Below are 20,290 nucleotides of genomic sequence, written 5' to 3'. Positions count from 1 at the left end.
GCAAGACCACTCGCTACGCGCGTGGGTCACGGTCCGGACCGGGATACTCGCCGTCCTCGACGACTGGGTACAGTGACTCCGGGTCGAACAGGCGCGCGAAGGCGTCCGGTGGTCTGACACTCAGAGACATATGACGGTTGAGCGACGCGCTGGTCCGGGCGCTGCGCAGGGTATCATCGTAGGAGAGGAGGTGCTGTGCGCCGCCCCGATAGGCCGATGCCAGCGCGGGCTGGTCGCCGGCCGGGTGGTCGACGATGTCACAGTCGGGTTCGATCCGCGCCCGCCAATCGGCTGCCAGGTCGTCGTCAGCGAGGTCGGCGATGACGGCAGTAGCATCGGCTAACAGGTGGTCACTCGCGACGAGCGTGACCCACGAATGCCGGCGGATGTGGTCGATAGCGGCACGGGCATCGCTGTCTGGTCCACACAGCAGATCGGCGGCGAGGACGTCGGCGTCTGCGACGACACGCGCCGGCGACGGCTCACGCATCGTCGTCCTCCGCCCGGTGCTCGTCGAGGGCCACACGGACAGCGTCGACCGTGGTCTGGTGGTCCGCCGCGCGTTCGAACAACGTCGCCCAGGTCATAGCAGGAAGCAGTAGCTGAACGGGCAAAAAGCCGTGCCGTCTGTCGTCCGTCGGCCGCCTGTCTGACGGGTATTTATGTCTACCGGTAGCATTCCACCCGGTACGGGCGCGTTTCCACGGCTCCAGTGGACGTCGGTGCCACTGCGTGCCATCCTATCCTCCCCAGACGCGCCCGGACACCGCGATCCTCCCTTTCATATTCTACTCCCCCCGGCTTTCGCCGCAGACAGCAAGCGCTATCGTCCTGAAAAAGAGACGACAACGCGGGATGCGGTCCCGGAATCTCAGGCTGACGCGTCGCCACGAAGCGTCGCCCGAATGTCGTCCAGCCCGCCGGGGTCAGCCATGATCGCAACGCTGTCGCCCGGTTCGATTTCGGTCTGTGGGAGCGGAATCGTCATCGGTTCGTGGTCTTTGCCGTGTGCGTAGATGTGTGCGTCACCGGGCAGTTCCACCTCGACGACTCGTTTCCCGACGAACGGCGAGTCGTCGGGGATTCGGATACTCGCGACCGAGAGCTGTTCGGTCAGGTCGGCGAGAACGTTGAAGTCACCGCCCAGCAGTGCCGTCTTCGCGCCGGCCGCGCCCAGCCGCTCGGGGTAGATGATCTCGTCCACGTCGGCGGCGTACTTCTCGTAGATCTCCTCGCGGTAGTCGGCGTCGATCCGCAGGACGGTTCGACAGCCGAACTCCTTGCCGATCATACAGGCGGTGAAGTTCGTGTTCAGGTCGCCCGTGAGGCCGCCGATAGCGTCCGCGGTTTCGATGCCGGCATCGATGAGGACGCTCTCCTCATTGCCGTCACCCTGAACAGTCTCGAACCCGGTCTCCGTGGCCCGTTCGACCTTTACGGGGTCGTTGTCGACGATAACAACCTCGTGACCCTCGCTCTGCAGAATCCGTGCGGTCCGAATGCCGACGCGGCCATAGCCAACGATAACGAACTTCATGGACGACGGTACGACGGCCACCATTAAAAATGTGAACGGGTGACAGGGTGGCGCGCGTTAGCCTTCTGTCGTCGCGGCTTCTTCAGTCGCGTTGTCCGTTTCGTCAGTCTCCTCGCTTTCGTCAGTCTCCTCGGTTCCGTCTTCGGTCTCGTCTGCTGGCGGCTCTTCAGTTTCGCCTTCGGTCGGCTCCTCAGTCTCGTTCGCCGGCGGCTCTTCGGTTTCATTCGTTGGCGGCTCCTCAGTCTCGTTCGCCGGCGGCTCTTCGGTCTCGTTAGCTGGCGGCTCTTCGGTCTCGTCTGCTGGCGGCTCTTCGGTCTCGTCTGCTGGCGGCTCTTCAGTCTCGTCTGCTGGCGGCTCTTCAGTTTCGCCTTCGGTCGGCTCCTCAGTCTCGTTCGCCGGCGGCTCTTCGGTCTCGTTCGCGGGCGGCTCCTCAGTCTCGTTCGCGGGCGGCTCTTCGGTCTCGTTTGCGGGCGGCTCCTCGGTCTCGTTAGCTGGCGGCTCTTCGGTCTCGTTTGCGGGCGGCTCTTCGGTCTCGTTTGCGGGCGGCTCTTCGGGCACATCGACGGCCGACTCGATGGTTATCTCGGCGAACGCGCCGTCGTCGCGCGTGAAGACGCTATGAGTGTACGTATCCGGCTCGACGCCGGTCGTGTCAACGGTGAACGTCACGTCAGTGGATTCGTTCGCGTCGAGGGTCACAGACTCGGAGGCCAGCGGCTGGCCACCCAGTCGGAACTCGACGGTCTGTGTCGTGTTGAAGTCGTTCGGGTTGGCGACGGACGCGTCGACAGTGATGTTGTCACCGGCGGTAGCGGTCGTCGGTGCGTCGAGGCTCTCCAGGGTGAACGATTCAGAGACGGTAACTGGAGCGACCTGCCCGTCGTCGCTGGTGAAGACACCGTGGCGGTAGTCACCGGGCGCGACGCCGGTTGTGTCCGCGGAGAACTGGACTGTGGTGGTCTCGTTGGGCTCAAGCGTGACGAGCGTCCGGTCGACGACAGCCCCGTCGAACCGGAACGCCACGGATTCAGTCACTGTAGTGTTCTCGTTGTTCGTGACCGTCGCGGCCACGTCAGCAGTCGAGTTCGGTGCGACGCTCTCCGGGGCAGTCAGGGAATCGACTGCGACGCCTGTGTTCCCGGCTTGTTCTGACGGCGATGCCTGTTGCGCTGTCACGCCCGGTACAGCCCCGACCTGTGCGGTGAGGCCGCCGACGACGAGTAGCGCAGCGAAAACGGCGAGTGTGCGTGTGCGTATCATGATGTAGTTCTGCGGTGATCGGAAGGCAATGCGAACGATGCAACGGGTGGCCAACACATAAACTGACGAGACAGTTCAATAGAATATAATAACCTGCTAAGCCGTCATCTGTTACTGCTGGCTCGGGAAAGTGAGACTGGGTGACACTTACCCAGTATTAAATTGTTTTGCTGGTGGTTAAGGTCTCGACGGAGAAGCGCGCGAGACAGTGTGTGACGCCGGAAAGCAGCCGCTATTACCGGTCAGTAGAAACAGTCATGTCACATCCCGACACACAAACGAGCGTCGCAGTGACAAGACGAAGAGTGCTACCGCACCTGTGACGACACCCTTTCGACACCGGTTTACCCGTCGACAGTAGAGGATTCGATGACTATGCGCGTGACGTTTCTCGGGACGAGTGGGGCCGTGCCGACGACCCAGCGCAACACGAGCAGCATCTTCGTCAACCGCGACGGCGACTACCTCCTCTTCGACTGCGGCGAGGGCACACAGCGGCAGATGATGCGCTACGGCACCGGCTTCGCTATCGACCACCTGTTCGTCACGCATCTCCACGGCGACCACGTCCTCGGGATTCCAGGGCTGCTCCAGACGTGGGACTTCAACGAACGCGAGCGGCCGATTGCCGTCCACACGCCGGCGGGCACGCGCGGGAACATCAAACAGCTCATCCAGGCCAACGGGACGACACCCTCGTTTCCCGTCCGCATCAACGAGGTGTCGGCCGGAGACGTAGTCCTCGACCGGCCGGAGTACGAGATTCGAGCCATCGAGACGGCCCATCGCTGTGCCAGCGTCGGCTACGTCCTCGACGAGGACGACCGGAAGGGGAAGTTCGACCGGGAGAAAGCCGAGGAGAAGTTCGGCATTCCGCCGGGGCCGAAATACTCCAAGCTCCACCGTGGCGAACCCGTCGAACACGAGGGCGAGACCATCCAGCCGGAGGCCGTCGTCGGGCCGCCCCGTCCCGGCCGACGGTTCGTCTACACCGGCGACACGCTCCCGAAAGAGAGCGTCATCGAGGCGAGCGAGGGCGCGGACCTGCTCGTCCACGACGCCACCTTCGCGGAGGACCGGAAGGAACGAGCGAAGGCGACGGCCCACTCCACTGCTCGGGAAGCCGCCGACGTGGCGCGACAGGCTGGGGCGTCGACGCTGGCGCTGACGCACATCTCGACGCGCTACGCCGCGAGCGCCGACCAGTTAGTCGACGAAGCCCGCGACGCGTTCGACGGTGAGGTCGTGCTCGCGGAAGACGGGATGGAGCGACGTGTCGAGTTCCCGGACGCGGACGAGTACTGATGAGATAGTGCAGCATTTATTCGTTGAAGCAATAACGGAGCCATGACACACCGATTAGTCCACGTCGGTCTGGGCGGCCAGGGCTCTACCTGGGCGACAGACGCGATTCCGCCGAACGTTCACGACGACCGAATCGAGGTCGTCGCCGCGGTCGATACCGACCCGGAACGGCACGAAGTAGCCGAACGGGAACTCGGGCTGTCGCCCGAGGAGTGTTACACCGACCTCGAAACCGCGCTCTCGGAGCGGCCGGCCGACATCTGTTCTATCGTGACGCCGCCGTCGACCCACGAGGCCGTGGTGGAGACGGCGCTCGCCCACGACCTGCACATCATCTCCGAAAAACCGATCGCCCACACGCTAGAGGCGTCGGTTCGGGTCGCCGAGAAGGTCGATAAGGCCGGCAAGAAGATGGGGGTCACGATGAGCCACCGGTTCGACCGGGACAAGACGACGTTCCGGCGCGCTGTCGAGGAGGCCGGCGACATCGACTATCTGACGGCTCGGTACACGGGTAACGTCCGCGAGCGAGGGTTCTACGCCGACTACGTCTACGAGATGGAGAACATGCTCCTGCTCGACGGCGCAATCCACCACCTCGACATCCTCGCGTCGCTGGCCGATTCGCCCTGCGAGCGGGTGTACGCCGAGACGTGGACGCCCGAGGAGGCCGACTACGACGGTGACTGCAGCGGCCTCGTGACGCTGCATTTCGCTGATGGCACCCGCGCCCAGTACGAGGGCAGTTACGCCAACGCAACGACACTGAACGGCTGGGGCCACGAGCAGTTCCGAGCCGAGTGTTCGGACCAGACGGTCCTCCTCGACCGACGCGACGTCGAGCGGTTCCACGCCGACGCATACGACACCGGGAACTTCGAGAGCATCGGCAAGGGCGACGGCAAGACGGTGCCGCTGGCAGAGCGGCCCCACTGGAAAAACGCCTGGCTCATCGAGCAGTTCTGCGACTGGATCGACGGCGGCGACCCGATGCCGACGAACGTCGACAGCGTCCTCGAATCGATGGCCATCGTCTTCGCCGCCATCGAGAGTAGCGAAACCGGCGAGGCCGTCGACGTGCAGGCGCTGCTCGACGACGCCCGCGCGAACGCCTGATTCCGCGTTTTACGCCAATTCACCGCGGAAGACATCGCCGCGGGGCTCGTACTCCATCTCCTCACAGACAGCGGTAGCCACGTCCGCGCTCCACTCGCGCTCGACGAGATGCACCGCGAGGTCCAGCCCCGACGTGACGCCGCCACAGGTCAAGACGTCGCCGTCGTCGACGACCCGGGCATCGACCACTGTCGCGTCGGTCGCCCGCAGGTCCTCGATTGCCCCGCCGTGTGTCACCGCGGGCCGGCCGTCGAGCAGACCGGCCCGGGAGAGGACCATCCCGCCGGTACAGACGCCGGCAACAGTCGTCCCGCGGTCGTGTGCCGCCGCGACGGCCTCGGGCAGGTCCCCGCGTTCGGCCTCTGTCCAGACGCCGGCCTCGTTTCGGTCGTTCCATCCGCCGCCGGCCACGACGAGCAAGTCCGGCACAACGTCGGCGAGCGGGCCGTCAGGCTCGACCCGAAGCCCATGGCTCGCGGTGACTATATCCGATTCGCGTACCGAGCGAAGCGTCACGTCCCACGACGCGCCAAAGCGCGCCGCGTTCTCGAACACCTCGTAGGGGCCGATGGCGTCCAGTTCGTCGAACCCGTCGAAGCAGGCGATGGCGACAGTGTCCATGCCCACGACACGGCTGACAGCGGCAAATAGCCCGGTGATTGTGCGGGTCTCGGTACCGTCCGACAGTTGTCCGGAGCGCTCTTTGCCGACGCCGCCGAGCGGACAGGTATGTCCCACCCGTTTCACATCGTCGACGTGTTCGCGCAGGAGCGATACACCGGCAACCAGCTCGCCGTCGTGACGGACGCCGATGACCTGCACGAGGACGAGATGCAGGCTATCGCCGCGGAGATGGATTACTCGGAGACGACGTTCGTCACCGGGGAGCCGAGCGACGGCGCGTGGCCGGTCCGCATCTTCACGCCCGCGGCCGAGGTTCCCTTCGCTGGCCATCCGACCCTCGGGACGGTACAGGTCATCCGGGACCATCTGGCTGAGGGGCATCCCGAAACGGTGACACTTGACCTGCCCGTCGGTGAGGTTCCGGTCGAAGTGCGAGAGCGCGACGGGCGGGAAACCCTGTGGATGACACAGCAATCGCCGGAGTTCGGCGAACAGTTGGCCCACGAGGACCTCGCTGCTGTACTCGGCCTGCCCGCTGACCGATTGGACCACGATTGGCCAGTGGAAATCGTCTCGACGGGACTGGCGACAATCGTCGTGCCGGTGGCCGACCGCGACGCGCTAGAAGCCATCGAACTGGACCGCGACGCCTACGACGCCGTGACCGGCGACCGCGACGCGAAGAACGTCCTGGCGGTCTGTCGAGAGCCGCGAAGCGAGGACAACGACCTCGCCGTCCGCGTGTTCGCGCCGTTCTACAACGTGCCGGAGGACCCCGCGACCGGCTCCTCGAACGGCTGCCTGGCCGCGTATCTCGCCCGCCACGAGATGCTCGGCAGTCCTNGGCAGTCCTGCCGTCGAGGCCCGCGTCGAGCAGGGCTACGAGATGGGGCGGCCGTCGCTGTTGCACCTCTCGACTGACGGCAGCGGCGAGGACATCAGCGTCCGGGTCGGCGGCAGCGTCGTCCCCGTCGCTCGCGGCGATCTGCTGTAAGCGACCGCGACAGCCGCGTTACCGGCACACTCATTTCGCCCCGTCCACAACGCCGCGGCATGGACCTCGCACACACCGCGATCTGCGTCTCGGACCTCGACCGCGCAATGGAGTTCTACGACGCGCTGGGCTTCGAGGAGACGAATCGGTTCACGTTAGACGGCGTCGAGAACGTCTATCTCGGCCGGGACGGTGACGGCGACCTGCAACTGCGCTACGACCCCGGCCGTACCACCCCAATCGCGCCGAATCGCGCCGACGTGGACCACATCGCGTTCACCGTCGACGATGTCGAGGCGACCTTCGAGACAGCTATCGACGCCGGCGCTGCGCCGGTGCTCGAACCGACGGAAATCGACGCCGCCGACGCGTTCGCCGCCTTCGTCGAGGACCCCGAAGGGTACACGCTGGAGTTCTACCGCTGGCTCTGAGCGGCGGGACCGACGGCGAACGAGCAGTGCTCACCCAAGCAGGGAGCGCACCCGGCTGCGCCACAACGCTGCCGTCCGGGTGGCGACGAGTCGGGCCGGTGCGGACACCGCAGCGAGGAAGCCGCCGAAGCCGACGAGACACGTCACGGCGGCCACGCTGGCAACGACAATCGGGGAGAGGCCGGCACGCGTGAGGCCGGCGACTGCACCCGTCGTGAGTGCAAACGAGACGCCGAGGCCGATAGTGAGATACGCCGCAATCCCGGGTTCGAGCGGAATCCGCCCGAAGACGCCCCGAGCGTAGTAGATGACGTACCCGAAGACGACCAGATTCATGACGCCGTACCCGGCGGCCCCGGCGACCGCCCCGAACTCCGCCCCGAAGATCGCGGGCACTGGAACGCTGAACGCCAGTCCGTAGAGCTTCGTGCGGAAGGTCACGCTCGGTTTCCCGACACCCTCCATGGCGTGTGACGTGAGCGTCCAGAAGCCGCGGAGGATGTTCACGCCGCCGACGAGCAAGACAGTCGTCGAGAAGACACCCTCCGAGCCGGCGAAAGCGATCCGCGCAACCACGTCGTGTGCGGCCAACAGGTAGCCGAAAACGACGAAGGTGACGCCCGTCCCGCCGGTAACAGCCCCGTCGAGGTACGCGAGTTGCGTGTCGCCGGCGGAGGAGTCCCCGCTGACCTTCGTGAGCAGCGGGGAGGAGAGCCGCCAGGAGATCGTCGCCCCGAAGTCGGCGAACCGGTCGGCGGCCTCGTAGATACCGACGGCCGCCGGGGTCGCGACCACGCCTAACACGTACACCGGCATGTTGTACGACAGACGGTCCAGGACCTGGTCCGGGACGCTCCACTTGGCGAAGTTCCAGGCGCGCTCGACGGCGTGTCGATCCGGCAGCGCCGGGACGACACCCAGCGCGACGGTCACGGGAACGAGCACCGCCAGGCGAACCCCGGCTACGACGAACAGCAAGTCGCTGGCGGTCGTCAGTGTCGGGGCCAGCGCCAGCAGGATAATGAGCTGGATAGCGCTCTGGACGCCGTTAAGCCACGTCTGTACGCTCGGGTAGCCGATGGCACCGACCAGACTCGTCGCGATCATCGACAGTGCAACCGCAAGGGCGTACAGACCGACAGGCGCGAGCAGTCCCGGGGACACCACGGTATTGCGGACGATGACGCCGGCCAGCGCGGCCACAGCCCCACCGGCGACGACGAGATAGCCGAGGGCAAAGAGTATCGCCAGGCCGAAATACGGGCCGACAGCTTCGCCCCGTTCGCTGCCGACCTTCTGCAGCGTCTGGCTGATACCCCGGATCGGACGGAGGACGAGCGAGACCGAGATGCTGATGAAGAAATACGTGCCAGTCGCCCCAGGCGACGTGACGAACGCGTAGACGATGCCGCTGAGCACGAACAGCGTCGTCGAGAACAGCGCCCCGCTGCTCGTCCGAATAGAGGAGTCCAGCAGGTCTATCTCGTCGCCATCACGCTGTTCGACCATCGACCGAGTATCAGTGCTGGGGCCGGGAAAACGGTGCGGTGGTTGCACTGGCAGGCGGAACAGCAATGTGACAGGCGCTGTCGCTCCTCACTCGCAGTCAGTCACAGAAAACATCCGCTCACGGCTCACTCCGTTCGCCGTTTGCGTTTCCGGAGGTTCTCACTTCGTTCGAACTTCCCTACGCCAGGACTGGGATTTGAACCGATGGCGAGACGTTCCGGGGTGCTCGCTTCGCTGTGCTCCCGGGGCTGCGACTCGCGTGCTCAAATCCCAGTCAATGTACGTTTCGTGACTGCTGGCTCGCTCGTCGCTGTCGCTCCTCACTCGCAGTCAGTCACAGAAAACGCCAGGACTGGGATTTGAACCCAGAATCCCGAAAGGGAACACGCTTTCCAGGCGTGCGCCTTACCGTTCGGCCATCCTGGCACGTATTTCGAGAGTGCGAGGGCGGGCGATTAAGGGCTTTCGTTTCCGAACAGCCGGGGCTGCATGCGGTAAGAGGCCAGCGTCGCCCCGATGCCGACGGCTACGGCGACGCCAGCTTTGGCCGATATCGACACCGGCGTCCCGGCCAGCAGTTCGTAACCCTGAACGAGAACCAGAAACGCGAGGCTCCCGACGACGCCCCACAGGATGCTGCCCTTCGTTCGTGGGTCCATCAGCGCCCTCCGCTCCGTGCTGTTGTATCGGCAGGTACTGTCCGTGCGAGCCGTCGCATACACGAAGCGGTGGCCGCCACGGCTAAAGCCTCGCCGGAATCAGTCGAGAACAGTTCGCTCGGCGCGCTCTGGCTCGGGGGAGAGACCCAGTCAGACGAGCACGTCGACCTCGTACCCCTCGTCGGTGAGCGCGTCGATGAGTTCGTCGACGTGGTCGTGGCCGCGGGTCTCCAGATCCAGTTCGACCTCGGCCGAACTCATCGCCACGTCGCGACTGGTCCGGTCGTGCTCGATGCCGTAGATGTTGACCTGCTCGCGCGAGAGGACCTCGACGAGTTCCTCCAGCGCGCCGGGGCGGTCCTGGAGGACGGTCCGGATCTTGAGATAGCGGCCGGTCTCGACGAGGCCGCGCATGATGACGTTGGTCAACATGTTCAGGTCGATGTTCCCGCCACACAGCGCGGGGACAATCGTCTCGTCGTCCTCGAAATCGAACTTCTCCTCCATGACGGCGGCCAGCGCGACGGCACCCGCGCCCTCGGCGAGTGTTTTCGAGCGCTCTAACAGCGTCGTCAGGGCGACAGCGATCTCGGAGTCCGACACCGTCACGACCTCGTCGACGCGTTCGCTGATGACCTCGAACGTCTGTTCGCCGGTGGTACGAGTGGCGATGCCGTCGGCGATGGTCTCGACGCTGTCACGTTCGATTCGGTGGCCCTTCTCCAGGGATTCGGCCACGCTGGACGCTCCCTCGGCCTGGACACCGACGACGCGGATACTTTCGTCCTTGCCTTTGAGCGCCGTGGCGATGCCGCTGATGAGCCCGCCGCCGCCGATTGGAACGACGACCGTGTCCACACCGGGGAGGTCCTCGTAGATTTCCAGTCCGATGGTCCCCTGACCCGCCATCACTTTCTCGTCGTCGAAAGCGTGGACGTAGGTCCGGCCCTCTTCGCGCTCGAGTTCGTGGGCGTGTTCGGCGGCCGCGTCGTAGTCCCTGCCGTAGAGGACCACGTTGCCGCCGTAGCTCCGGGTCGCCTTCACTTTCGAGACCGGGGCTCGTTCCGGCATCACGATTTTCGAATCGACGCCGATTCGCGTGGCGGCCAGTGCAACTCCCTGGGCGTGGTTGCCGGCGCTCGCCGTGACGACACCGGCTTCCCGTTCAGCGTCCGAGAGCGACGCGATGCGGTTGGTCGCACCGCGTATCTTGAACGACCCCGTGCGCTGGAACAGTTCGAGCTTGAGATGGACATCCGCGCCGGTCATCGCCGAAAACGTGTGCGAGTAATCGAGCGGTGTGTGCCTGGCCGTTTCAGAGACGGTGTCCTGTGCCGCGAGGACGTCCTCAAATGAGAGCATGGGAGTGGCTATTCACCGGACCATGTTATACTGTCGGCCGACCATGCGGCATCGACGGTCGCCATAGCCGCGACTGCTCGGGTAATGTCCTGAAACGGAAAGGGGGGAGCGTGTGACTGCATGCGGGAGAACGAACGCGATTGACTTAAATCCCGTCGTAGCGCGGTGAAAGTGAAAGTGCATGACAGCGTTCGGGTGGAGCTGCCCACCTGTCGTTCATCACATGAAGTGAACGTTGGCTAGCCGGACAGAACTGTTTTACACTCGGTATCCCAGAACGTAGTAGATGGATACCTGGCTGCGACGGACGCTGGTGTATATCGTCGCACTTGGCGGCATCATCCTGGGGTACGCGTTCGCGTACGACTACGGAATGGCGACGTTCGAAAACGACCCGCAACCGTTCCTGCGGTCGCTTCGCGTCGTGGTCGAAACGTTCACCACGACCGGGTACGGCTCGGACGCGCCGTGGAGCACTACGGAGATGCGGCTACTCGTCATCGTGATGGACATCACCGGCGTCGTGCTCATCTTCCTCGCACTGCCGGTGTTGCTGTTTCCGCTGTTCGAAGAGGCGATGGAGACGAAAGCCCCGAATACGGTCGAAAACGGTCTCAGCGACCACGTCGTCATCTGTCAGTTCTCCCCCCGCGGCGAGACGCTCGTCACCGAACTCGACACCTGGGACGTCGACTACGTCGTCGTCGAACCGGACCGGAACCGGGCCAACGACCTCTACGAAGACGGGTACTACGTCATCCACGCCGACCCGCAGTCCGTCGACGGGCTCGAACGGGCCCATCTGTCGTCCGCCCGCGCGCTCGTGGCCGACGCGTCCGACCAGGTGAACACCAGTATCATCCTCACCGCCCGCGAAGTCGACGAGTCCGTCCAGACCGTCAGCGTCGTCAAGGAACCCGACCGCGCGAAGTATCACGACCTCGCCGGGGCCGACGCTGTCCTGTCGCCGCGAGGCCTGCTCGGCGAGAGCCTCGCAAGCAAGGTAACGACCGGCGTCTCGACGACGCTCGGGGACTCGATCGAGATCGGCGAGGACTTCGACATCGCCGAACTGCCGATCCACCGCGGGAGCGACCTCGTCGGAACAACGCTGGCCGACAGCGGCATCCGCGAGGGGACCGGCGTCAACGTCATCGGTGCGTGGTTCCGCGGCCAGTTCGTGAGTCCGCCCGACCCCAGCGCCGAACTCGACGGCAGTACCGTCCTGCTGGTCTCGGGGACCGAGCGCCAACTGGAAAAGCTCAAGGAAATGACGCTTTCCAGCGTGCGCGGCTTCCGCCGCGGGGAGACGGTCATCATCGGTGCCGGCGAGGTCGGCCAGACTATCACGTCGGCGCTCACGAACGCCGGGGTGCCGCACACAGTGCTCGATCAGACCGACGAGCCCGGCGTCGATGTCGTCGGTGACGCCACGGAGCCCGATGACCTGCGACACGCTGGCATCGGCGCGGCCAGAACGGTTATTCTTGCCCTATCGGAGGACACCGACACCGAGTTCGCGACACTTGTCATCCGTGACCTCAACCCAGATGTCGAAATCATCGCCCGCGCCGAGGAAAGCGAGAACGTCCAGAAGATGTACCGGGCGGGCGCGGACTACGTCCTCGCGCTGTCGACGGTCAGCGGCCGGATGCTCGCCTCCACGATCCTCGAAGACGAAGACGTCATCTCGATGGACCAGCAAGTCGAGGTCATCCGCGTCGCTGCCGACGGCCTCGGTGGTACGACGCTCGGCGAGGCCGATGTCCGCTCGCGGACGGGCTGTACGGTCGTCGCCATCGAACGCGACGGCGCAGTCATCACCGACCTCGGTCCTGACGTGACTATCGAACCGACTGACAAGCTCGTCATCGCCGGCACCGACGACGGCGTGACGCGGTTCAAGTCAGTGTTTGGCTAACCACCTTTTTCGGCCTCGGGTGCGCTTCACGCACCGCTCGGCGCAAAAACGTGGTCTTGCTGAGCGGAGTCGTTCGAGGGGCGCTTGCGCCCCTCGTGATGACGAGAGAGCGAAGCTCTCTCGAACCACGAAGCAAGGCTCGAAAGACGAGCCTCGCGAGTCTTTCGGTGGCGAAAAAGGCCGAACGCTCGCTATGCTCGCGTTCGGTGAACCGCTCACTTCGTTCGCGGACAGTCGCTACGCGTCCGTTACCGCAGAGTTCGATATTGGAGAGACTCGACAAGAGATGCATCTTGTGCCGATTCCGAGAACCGGCGGCGTCGCCGCCGGACGCTGGCCGCCCTGCCCTTCCCCGGTTCGCGCGATGAAACGCGCTCACGGCCACGCGGTAGTGATAGGCTACGGACGACTGACAGCGGGAGCGCCTTACCGCTCGTCCAGCGGCACGAACTCCGTCTCGTCGGGGTTCTTGCCGACGTACCGGGCGCGGGGTCGGATCAGACGGTTATCCTCGATGTACTCGAAGACGTGGGCGACCCAGCCGCCGACGCGGGACATCGCAAAGATGGGGGTGTAGATGTCGATGGGGATGCCCATCTGGTAGTACGTCGATGCCGAGTAGAAGTCGACGTTGGGGGCCAGCCCCTTCTCTTCCATGAGGTAGTCCTCGATGGTGGTCGACATCTCGTACCACTTGAGCGTCCCGGCGGCCTCGCCGAGTTCCTTCGAGCGCTCGCCGAGAATCTTCGCGCGCGGGTCCTTGACGTTGTAGACGCGGTGGCCGAAGCCGGAGACGCGGCGGCCCTCGTCGAGGGCGTTCTTGACCCAGTCCAGCGGGTCGGATTCGGCGTCGTCGACCTCCTTTAGCATCTCCATAACGTCCTGGTTGGCCCCGCCGTGGAGCGGTCCTTTCAGCGTCCCGATGGCGGAGGTGACCGCGCTGTGAACGTCCGATAGCGTCGACGCCGTCGTGATGGCCGAGAACGTCGAGGCGTTAAGCCCGTGGTCGGCGTGGAGGACGAGTGCCTGGTCGAACACGTCGGCGAGCACGTCGTCGGGCTCCTCGCCGTTGAGCATGTACAGGAAGTTCGCGGCGTGGTCGAGGTCGTCGCGAGGTGCGACGGGTTCCTTGCCGTCGCGGATGCGAGTGAACGCCGCGATGATGGTCGGAATCTTGGCCGTGATCCGCCGCCCAGTTTCGAGATTGACCGTCTCGTCGGTCGGTTCGGCGTCCTCGGGCGCAGGGTCGAACGCCGAGAGCATCGACACCGCGGTCCGCAGCGCTGCCATCGGGTTCTCGTCCGCTTCGGCGAGCTGTCGCACGGTCGAGATGACGTCGTCGTCCACGTCGCGCGCGTCCACCATCGCCTGCTTGAACTCGGAGAGCTCGTCCCGGTTCGGCAGGTGACCGTGCCAGAGCAGGTACAGCACCTCTTCGTAGCTGGCACCCTTCGCGAGGTCCTCGATGGTGTACCCCCGATACACGAGTTTGCCAGCGTCGCCGTCGATAACGCTGAGTTCGGACTCGGCGACGATGACACCCTCGAGTCCCTTCTTGAGGTCGTCGGACATACGCAATCTCTTCCCTACCTTCCGGGAAAAACATTTTCTTTCCGAGCGTGTGTGGCACAATGTCAGGAACAGTTATTGGACGACTGTCCATCTGATTACCGGTCTATTTGGGTCGATACCCCAACGTAGCACCCACACTGGTATGCAAACGGCCAGTCATAGCCAATAGCGGGGCGCGCTATCTCCTCACACAGTGAGGAACGTTTTTGCTCGGGGGCATCGAACCGGCGGCCATGGACCCGACAGGGACGGTCGAGTACGAACCGGTCAGCGTCAAGCAGGTACTGGCCGAGATGAAAGACACCGCCGAGTTGCTCATCGACCTCTCGTACTCGGCTGTCCTGCTGGGTAGCGACGACGTGGCCGCGGAGGTGCTGGAGTTAGAGGAGAAGATGGACGTGCTCCAGTTGCGCGCACGCATGAGCCTCCTGATGGCCTGCCGGTCGACGGCGGACGCGGAGTCGCTGGCCCCCGTCCTGGGGATGGTCGGGGCCGCCGAGAAGATCAGCGACGCCGCCGGCGACATCGCCAAGATAGTCCTAGAGGATATCGGCCTGCCGGATACGATGCGGGCGGCCCTGCCCGAAGCCGTCGAGACGCTCGTGCGGGCGACAATCGGTTCGGACTCTCGGCTAGCCAATGAGACGCTGGGGGGCCTGAACCTCGAAACCGAGACCGGCGTCCGCGCGCTGGCGATTCGCCGGCAGGGGAACTGGCTGCTCAACCCCGACCGGGAGACGCGCCTCGAAGCGGACGACGTGGTGCTGTTCCGTGGCCCCGAGGACGGTATCGCCGAGGTGTATCAGGACGCGACCGGCGACGTGTACGAACCGCCGGAACCGCCCGAGGGTGGCGTCCGGGACCTCGAACGCGCCGTCGACTCTATCGTCCTGATGAAAGACATGGGCGAGCTGGCGGTTGACCTAGCCTACGGCGCGGTACTGTTCGACAGCACAGAGGTCGCCGAAGAGGTCGTCGAACTCGAAGCCGAGGTCGACGCGCTGCAGTCCCGCTTCGAGGCCTGGACGCTCCGGGCCGCCGCTGACATCGACGACCCCGTGTCGCTGCGGGGCCTCGTCCACCTGGCCCGGTCGACAGAGGTTATCTCCGACGCCGCACTGGAGATGAGCGAGGGTGTCCTGCGAGGGCTGTCGACGCATCCGGTCGTCGCCGAGGCCGTCCAGGAGTCCGACGAGGTCATCGTTCGGACGACAGTGTACCCCGACAGCGATCTCGCGGGGACGACCATCGGCGACGCGGCGGTCAAGACGGCGACGGGTATGCGGATCATCGCGATACGTCGCGGGGCCGGGGAGAGTGAACGGACCGGGCGCGAGGGCGGCGACTGGGTCGTCTCGCCAGGGCCGGAAACGCAGATTCAGACGGGCGACGTGCTCATCGCGAAGGGGACTCGAACCGGCGGCGGTCGGCTTACAGAACTGGCCGAGGGAAAATAGCGTTTTGCTACTGTCTTGCGAGTCGCACAGCCGACAGGGCCGTGAACAGCGCCGTCAGCAGACCGCCCAGCGACGTCGCGAGAACGAACCCCAGCGCCACGTAGAACCCCATCGGGCGCTGGGTCCCCGGCAGGACGAACAGGGCGAACAGCCCCGCCGTGAACAGGCCGGCGAGTACGAAGCCGATTTTCGCGTTCCGTGGCACGTTCAGCGCCGCGACCATCGCCGCTTTCCCGCTCTGTGGCTCGGACTGGGACACACCTGTCGATAGGGCCGGCGGCCCCAAGATGCCGTCGGTCCGGCGCAACTGCTGGCGAAATCCGAACCAGTAAAGGCTCCCAAGGCAAACGTGGGAACAATGGTTACTTTCGGTACGGCGACCGCCGCCCCCGGTGAGAAAGACACGGGGCGGCTGGAGGTCGGTGAGACCCGCGACGGGTCGACGTTCGGGCTACCGGTCGCCGTCGTCAACGGTGTCGACGACGGACGGACACTCTACATACAGGCGGCCAGCGACGGCGACGAACTGAACGGCGTCGGCGTCATCCAGCGAACACTCCCGCAGCTCGACCCGACGGAGCTATCCGGGACGATTCTGGTCTGTGGCGTCGTCAACTACCACGCGTTCCAGGTCGCCGAGCACCGCAACCCGATCGACGACACGAAGATGAACCGGGCGTATCCGGGCGACAAAACGGGCACGTCGAGCGAGCGCATCGCCGCGGCGACGTTCAACGCCGCCATCAGCGCCGATTACGTGCTCGACCTACATCAGGGGTCGACCTCGCAAATGATCGACGAGGTGCGGGTCCGGTGTGGCACCCGCCACCGCCTCCACGAGGAGTGTCTCGAACTCGCGAAAGTGTTCGGCTGTGGCTACATCCTCGACCAGAAAGGCCCCGACGGCCAGTTGGCCCGCGCCGCCCCCGACGAGGGCGTGCCGACAATCGACCCCGAACTCGGCGGCTGTGTCGGCTGGGACGAGGATTCCATCCAGCGCGGTATCAACGGCGTCTTCAACGTACTGAACTACTACGGGTTCCTCGACGGTCACCACGACACGCGCCCCCAGACCCGCGCTTCCGGGTTCGAACAGTACGGCTCTCCCGTCGGCGGCCTCATCGACCTCAAGCCCGACCTCGGCGACCGCGTCGCCCGCGGCGAGACGCTGTTCGAAGTGACCGACGTGTTCGGCGAGCCGAAGGCCGAAATCACCGCCGACTCCAGCGGCGTGTTCTGGCGTGCCCGTCGACTCCCGCAGGTCGCGACCGGCGAGTACGTCTGCTCGGTCGGGACGAACGTGGATACCTACTAACAACCACTTTTCACTTCGGAGGGTGGCCTCGGCCGCGGAGCGGCCGCCCGGCCATCGCTCTGTGCGCTCCGCCAGCCCAGCCGCAGGCACCGACTACCGCGCCACAGACGCCGCCAGCTTTTGGACGGTTCGCCACGGAGCAAGCCCATGCGCACCTGTAGCGTCTGCGACCGGGAGTACCCCCGTGAGGAACCCTGGCGGTGTTCCTGCGGGGCTCCGCTTGATTACGCCAGCCAGCCCCTGCCCGACAGCCGACCGGCGCAGTTCTCGCGGGCCAGCGGCGTCTGGGACTTCGCTGACTTCCTCCCGATGGGTGAGCGGGTCAGTTTAGGCGAAGGCTGGACGCCGCTGGTCGACGCGCCCGAGTGGGACGCCACGTTCAAACTGGAGTATCTCCACCCGACGGGGAGTTTCAAGGACCGCGGCGCGGCGACGGTCATCGCCGAAGCGCTCGAAGTCGGAGCCGACCGCGTGCTCGAAGATTCCTCGGGCAACGCCGGGCTGGCAGTCGCGTCCTACGCGGCACGAGCGGGCCTGGACGCGAAGATATACGTCCCGGCGAGCGCGAAGGAAGCGAAGGTTCGCCGCATCGAACGGACCGGAGCCGACGTGGTCCCGGTCGAGGGGAGTAGAGAGTCCGTAACCGCGGCCTGTATCGACGCCGTGGAGAACGGGGCGGGCTGGTACGCCAGCCACGCCTGGAACCCCGCGTTCTTCGCCGGGACGGCGACGGCCGCCTACGAAATCGCCGCCCAGAGAAACTGGAGCGTGCCGGACGCCGTCGTCACACCGCTCGGTCACGGGACGCTGTTTCTCGGCCTCTACCGCGGGTTTCGGGCACTGGAGCAAGCTGGATGGACGGACGCTATCCCGCGTATACTGGGGACGCAAGCGGTCGGGTACAGTCCCATCGCCGACGAGGAGGGCAGTACACCGGACGCCGCTGCTGCCAACGATCTCGCCGACGGGATCCACATCCGTGACCCGCCGCGTGCCCATCAGATACGGCATGCAATCGACGAAACCGATGGTGCCGCCGTCGCCGTCTCCGCGGCGGCAACCGAGCGAGAGCGCGACCGACTCAGTGGGGCAGGGTTTCACGTCGAGCCGACGTGTGCGACGGCGACGGCGGCGCTCCCTCAGTTCAGAGAGCGGGGAGAACTCCAGGACGGTGACGACGTGGTTGTTGCGTTGACCGGACGAAACGACTAGCCTACCGCATCAGCAGTGTCGAGACCGGAAAGTCGGCATCGACGGAGAGCCACTGGTCCTCTACGTCTGTCGTGTCGACATCTGGCGCGTAGCAGATGAGTCGCTCACTACCGTCGGGACGGGAGCGTACCACGGCAGGTAGCGTTCCCTCGTCAGCGTCAGCCGCTGCCGTCACCGCACTCGTCGACTGGGTATCGGAGTCCATGTCTCGATTCACGACAGGTATCATTATTGTTACCTGTCGATTATCGGGCGTAAGGGCTACTGAACGTCGTCAAGCGGGACGAGAAGGTCAGACGAAACGGCCAGCCAGTTCGCTTCCAGTTCGGAGGGCGTGCTGCCGGGCGGATACAGGATCGAGCGCTGGCCGCCGCCCGCAGCCGGCTCGTGTTCGACAGTCAATAGCTTCTCGGCGACCTCGCCGTCGGCCGTATTTCGCCGCTGGGTGTCTGCCCCTTCGGTGCTCATGGCCGCACATAACGGTATATCAATATTGTTATCCGTAGTCTAAATCGAGATATATCCCCGTATTACCGGAATATTCGTGGTGCTTACTCGACGGTAGCCGGTTCGAACCAGATGGAAGACAGGACCAGGGCCACGATTGATCGTCGGGTGGGAGGTTTACGTGACGATATCACACCGCATTCGAATTGTTATCGCTCATTTCCGCATAAGTCGTCCCCGAGGTCGAGAGAGACCGGTACACCGCGACGCTAATCCGTCTCAGCGGGACGGGTGAGTGGGCGCGTCGAACCCGCCACGGACCAGCGGCTTGGCGATGTGGCGGCGCGCGACCGGCGGCACTTCGTACCAGCCGCGTTCCAGTCCCCGCTCTATTGACTGCTCGGTCTTGCCGTCGGCGCTGGTCCCGCAGTCCCGACACCGATAGCCCTGGTTCCGGCCGGCGGATTTCATCGACCGCCCACAGTCCGGGCAGTCCGGCGTGACGGGTTCCGTCCGAACGAGTTCCCGAACTGCGAACTTCTCCAGTTTGAGCGTGCCGTCGGTCACTTCGCCACAGGCAGTGATTCGGTCGCCCACCCTGAGCGAGCGGACCCGGTCGCGAAAGCCCTTCGTCGGCTCGAAGGCCGCACAGTCGAGGGTCGTATCGTCGCCCTCGAGCGTAACGAACACATGCCCGCCCTCCCGCGTTTCGGGGGCCTCGACCACATTGCCGGTGACGCGGTAGGCGCTGTCGGCCGTGACCGCGTCGACAGCGGCGTCCTGTAGATGAACGTCCGTTCCCTGGTTCGTCACGAACGTCGCCCGGCGGGCGATGGGTTCGCTGTCGATCGCGTCGGCGACGGCGCGACAGGTGTCGGGGTCGTCGCCGCGGATCCCGTAGAGAATCGGACACGGCGTCCGGGGAACGCAGACCGGATAGCCCGATGCACGGTCGACAGTGTCCCACACGTCGGGGTAGTACTCGGCCGCCACGGCGCGGACGCTCTCGCCGTCGACCGCCCGCTCAGTGCCCCACCGGTCTTGCTCCCGGTAGGCGATGTGTTCGTAGGTCCAGTCCGACAGCGCGGCCCAGGCCCCGACCGCCGCGAGCGCGCCGACGAGGCCGCGGCCGTTGCCCCGCTGGCAACGGGCGAACCCGACCACGTCGGCTAGCGTCGTCGCAGCCATCGGGTCCTGTATCGACTGGATTGTCTCGCGGGCGAACGTTGCGACCTGCGGTGGGACGTCTTCGGGGTCGCAGTCGGCGACGACAGCGCCGGGGTTGGTCCGCGGGTCGTCGGTCTCGGCCATGTCGAGCACGTCCTCGGCCAGTCCACGCACCGTGTCGGCGTCGAGGTCAGTATGCACCGCCAGCGCCGCGTTCCCGCGGGTCTTGTGCTCGACGGCGGGGTTCAGTCGAACGAGGAGCAGTCGCTCGACGGTCCCCCCGGCGTCGCGTATCGCCTCCGCGAGGGTGGCGGCGGCGTAGGTCGTACACATCCCCCGCTCGCGCGAGTCAGTATCATCGAGGCCGACGACAGTCACAAGCGCCTGTAGCCCCGAAACAGT

At 65.2% G+C, this 20,290-nt stretch carries 19 protein-coding genes, 1 tRNA gene and 1 pseudogene; 8 read left to right on the top strand and 13 right to left on the bottom strand.

Annotation, left to right across the window (positions count from 1 at the left end; genetic code table 11):
• Positions 1–13: 13 nt before the first annotated feature.
• The 3 genes from C442_RS02010 to C442_RS02000 form a co-directional block, all read right to left on the bottom strand.
• Complete coding sequence (locus tag C442_RS02010; RefSeq protein WP_008307403.1) at positions 14–490, bottom strand: PIN domain-containing protein; 477 nt, start codon at positions 488–490, stop codon at positions 14–16.
• 381 nt (positions 491–871) lie between these two features.
• Entirely contained in the window at positions 872–1,537 is a 666-nt protein-coding gene (locus tag C442_RS02005; RefSeq protein ID WP_008307399.1) for a potassium channel family protein, read from the bottom strand.
• Between the two features lie 57 nt (positions 1,538–1,594).
• The gene (locus C442_RS02000) at positions 1,595–2,797 is read right to left on the bottom strand and encodes a ribonuclease E domain-containing protein (protein WP_008307397.1); all 1,203 of its coding nucleotides are present in this window, start codon (positions 2,795–2,797) and stop codon (positions 1,595–1,597) included.
• 369 nt (positions 2,798–3,166) lie between these two features.
• Here C442_RS02000 and rnz point away from each other — a divergent pair, with 369 nt between their 5' ends.
• Both rnz and C442_RS01990 read left to right on the top strand, forming a co-directional pair.
• The gene (gene rnz, locus C442_RS01995; protein ID WP_008307395.1) at positions 3,167–4,102 is read left to right on the top strand and encodes a ribonuclease Z; all 936 of its coding nucleotides are present in this window, start codon (positions 3,167–3,169) and stop codon (positions 4,100–4,102) included.
• Positions 4,103–4,144: 42 nt separating this feature from the next.
• Entirely contained in the window at positions 4,145–5,218 is a 1,074-nt protein-coding gene (locus C442_RS01990; protein WP_008307393.1) for a Gfo/Idh/MocA family protein, read from the top strand.
• Between the two features lie 9 nt (positions 5,219–5,227).
• Here the strand turns inward: C442_RS01990 and C442_RS01985 are convergent, their stop codons facing one another.
• Positions 5,228–5,956: a DJ-1/PfpI family protein gene (locus C442_RS01985; protein ID WP_008307392.1), complete on the bottom strand. Its 729-nt coding sequence runs from the start codon at positions 5,954–5,956 to the stop codon at positions 5,228–5,230.
• On the opposite strand from C442_RS01985, the pseudogene C442_RS01980 reads away from it, so the two are divergent.
• Both C442_RS01980 and C442_RS01975 read left to right on the top strand, forming a co-directional pair.
• Positions 5,948–6,836: pseudogene (locus tag C442_RS01980) on the top strand (PhzF family phenazine biosynthesis protein). The gene C442_RS01985 and the pseudogene C442_RS01980 overlap by 9 nt on opposite strands.
• Before the next feature lie 59 nt (positions 6,837–6,895).
• Positions 6,896–7,267, top strand: coding sequence for a VOC family protein (locus C442_RS01975; protein WP_008307390.1), 372 nt, complete (start codon positions 6,896–6,898; stop codon positions 7,265–7,267).
• Positions 7,268–7,297: 30 nt separating this feature from the next.
• On the opposite strand, the gene C442_RS01970 is transcribed toward C442_RS01975, so the two are convergent.
• From C442_RS01970 to ilvA, 4 genes are all read right to left on the bottom strand, one after another.
• Entirely contained in the window at positions 7,298–8,776 is a 1,479-nt protein-coding gene (locus C442_RS01970; protein ID WP_008307389.1) for a polysaccharide biosynthesis protein, read from the bottom strand.
• 344 nt (positions 8,777–9,120) lie between these two features.
• Positions 9,121–9,202: transfer RNA gene (locus C442_RS01965), tRNA-Ser, on the bottom strand.
• A 29-nt stretch (positions 9,203–9,231) separates the two neighbouring features.
• Positions 9,232–9,435 carry a hypothetical protein gene (locus C442_RS01960; protein ID WP_008307388.1) on the bottom strand — a complete coding sequence of 68 codons (204 nt, stop codon included), beginning with the start codon at positions 9,433–9,435 and terminating at the stop codon, positions 9,232–9,234.
• A 150-nt stretch (positions 9,436–9,585) separates the two neighbouring features.
• Positions 9,586–10,797 carry a threonine ammonia-lyase gene (gene ilvA, locus C442_RS01955; protein ID WP_008307386.1) on the bottom strand — a complete coding sequence of 404 codons (1,212 nt, stop codon included), beginning with the start codon at positions 10,795–10,797 and terminating at the stop codon, positions 9,586–9,588.
• Between the two features lie 286 nt (positions 10,798–11,083).
• Between ilvA and C442_RS01950 the strand changes: the two genes are divergently transcribed.
• Entirely contained in the window at positions 11,084–12,718 is a 1,635-nt protein-coding gene (locus C442_RS01950; RefSeq protein ID WP_008307384.1) for a potassium channel family protein, read from the top strand.
• Between the two features lie 426 nt (positions 12,719–13,144).
• Here the strand turns inward: C442_RS01950 and citZ are convergent, their stop codons facing one another.
• Entirely contained in the window at positions 13,145–14,290 is a 1,146-nt protein-coding gene (citZ, locus tag C442_RS01945; protein ID WP_008307382.1) for a citrate synthase, read from the bottom strand.
• Positions 14,291–14,523: 233 nt separating this feature from the next.
• Here citZ and C442_RS01940 point away from each other — a divergent pair, with 233 nt between their 5' ends.
• Positions 14,524–15,747, top strand: coding sequence for a potassium channel family protein (locus tag C442_RS01940; RefSeq protein WP_049942765.1), 1,224 nt, complete (start codon positions 14,524–14,526; stop codon positions 15,745–15,747).
• A gap of 7 nt (positions 15,748–15,754) precedes the next feature.
• Here C442_RS01940 and C442_RS01935 read toward each other — a convergent pair whose 3' ends face one another.
• A complete protein-coding gene (locus tag C442_RS01935) occupies positions 15,755–16,006 on the bottom strand; it encodes a DUF7536 family protein (protein WP_420182172.1) in 252 nt (83 codons plus the stop codon).
• Between the two features lie 99 nt (positions 16,007–16,105).
• Between C442_RS01935 and C442_RS01930 the strand changes: the two genes are divergently transcribed.
• Both C442_RS01930 and C442_RS01925 read left to right on the top strand, forming a co-directional pair.
• Positions 16,106–17,062 carry a succinylglutamate desuccinylase/aspartoacylase family protein gene (locus C442_RS01930; protein WP_008307378.1) on the top strand — a complete coding sequence of 319 codons (957 nt, stop codon included), beginning with the start codon at positions 16,106–16,108 and terminating at the stop codon, positions 17,060–17,062.
• A 147-nt stretch (positions 17,063–17,209) separates the two neighbouring features.
• Complete coding sequence (locus C442_RS01925) at positions 17,210–18,274, top strand: pyridoxal-phosphate dependent enzyme (protein WP_008307377.1); 1,065 nt, start codon at positions 17,210–17,212, stop codon at positions 18,272–18,274.
• Position 18,275: 1 nt separating this feature from the next.
• Here the strand turns inward: C442_RS01925 and C442_RS01920 are convergent, their stop codons facing one another.
• The 3 genes from C442_RS01920 to C442_RS01910 all read right to left on the bottom strand — a co-directional run bounded on the left by C442_RS01920 (position 18,276) and on the right by C442_RS01910 (position 20,266).
• On the bottom strand, positions 18,276–18,503 hold the full coding sequence (locus tag C442_RS01920; protein WP_008307375.1) for a hypothetical protein: 228 nt from the start codon (positions 18,501–18,503) through the stop codon (positions 18,276–18,278).
• Between the two features lie 32 nt (positions 18,504–18,535).
• Positions 18,536–18,742: a hypothetical protein gene (locus C442_RS01915; protein ID WP_008307374.1), complete on the bottom strand. Its 207-nt coding sequence runs from the start codon at positions 18,740–18,742 to the stop codon at positions 18,536–18,538.
• Between the two features lie 258 nt (positions 18,743–19,000).
• On the bottom strand, positions 19,001–20,266 hold the full coding sequence (locus tag C442_RS01910) for a tRNA(Ile)(2)-agmatinylcytidine synthase (protein WP_008307372.1): 1,266 nt from the start codon (positions 20,264–20,266) through the stop codon (positions 19,001–19,003).
• Positions 20,267–20,290 lie beyond the last annotated feature (24 nt).

The organism is Haloarcula amylolytica JCM 13557 (assembly GCF_000336615.1).
GTDB lineage: Archaea > Halobacteriota > Halobacteria > Halobacteriales > Haloarculaceae > Haloarcula > Haloarcula amylolytica.
Note: the sequence above shows the minus strand (reverse complement) of the source record. Positions and strands in the feature narration are given on the sequence as shown.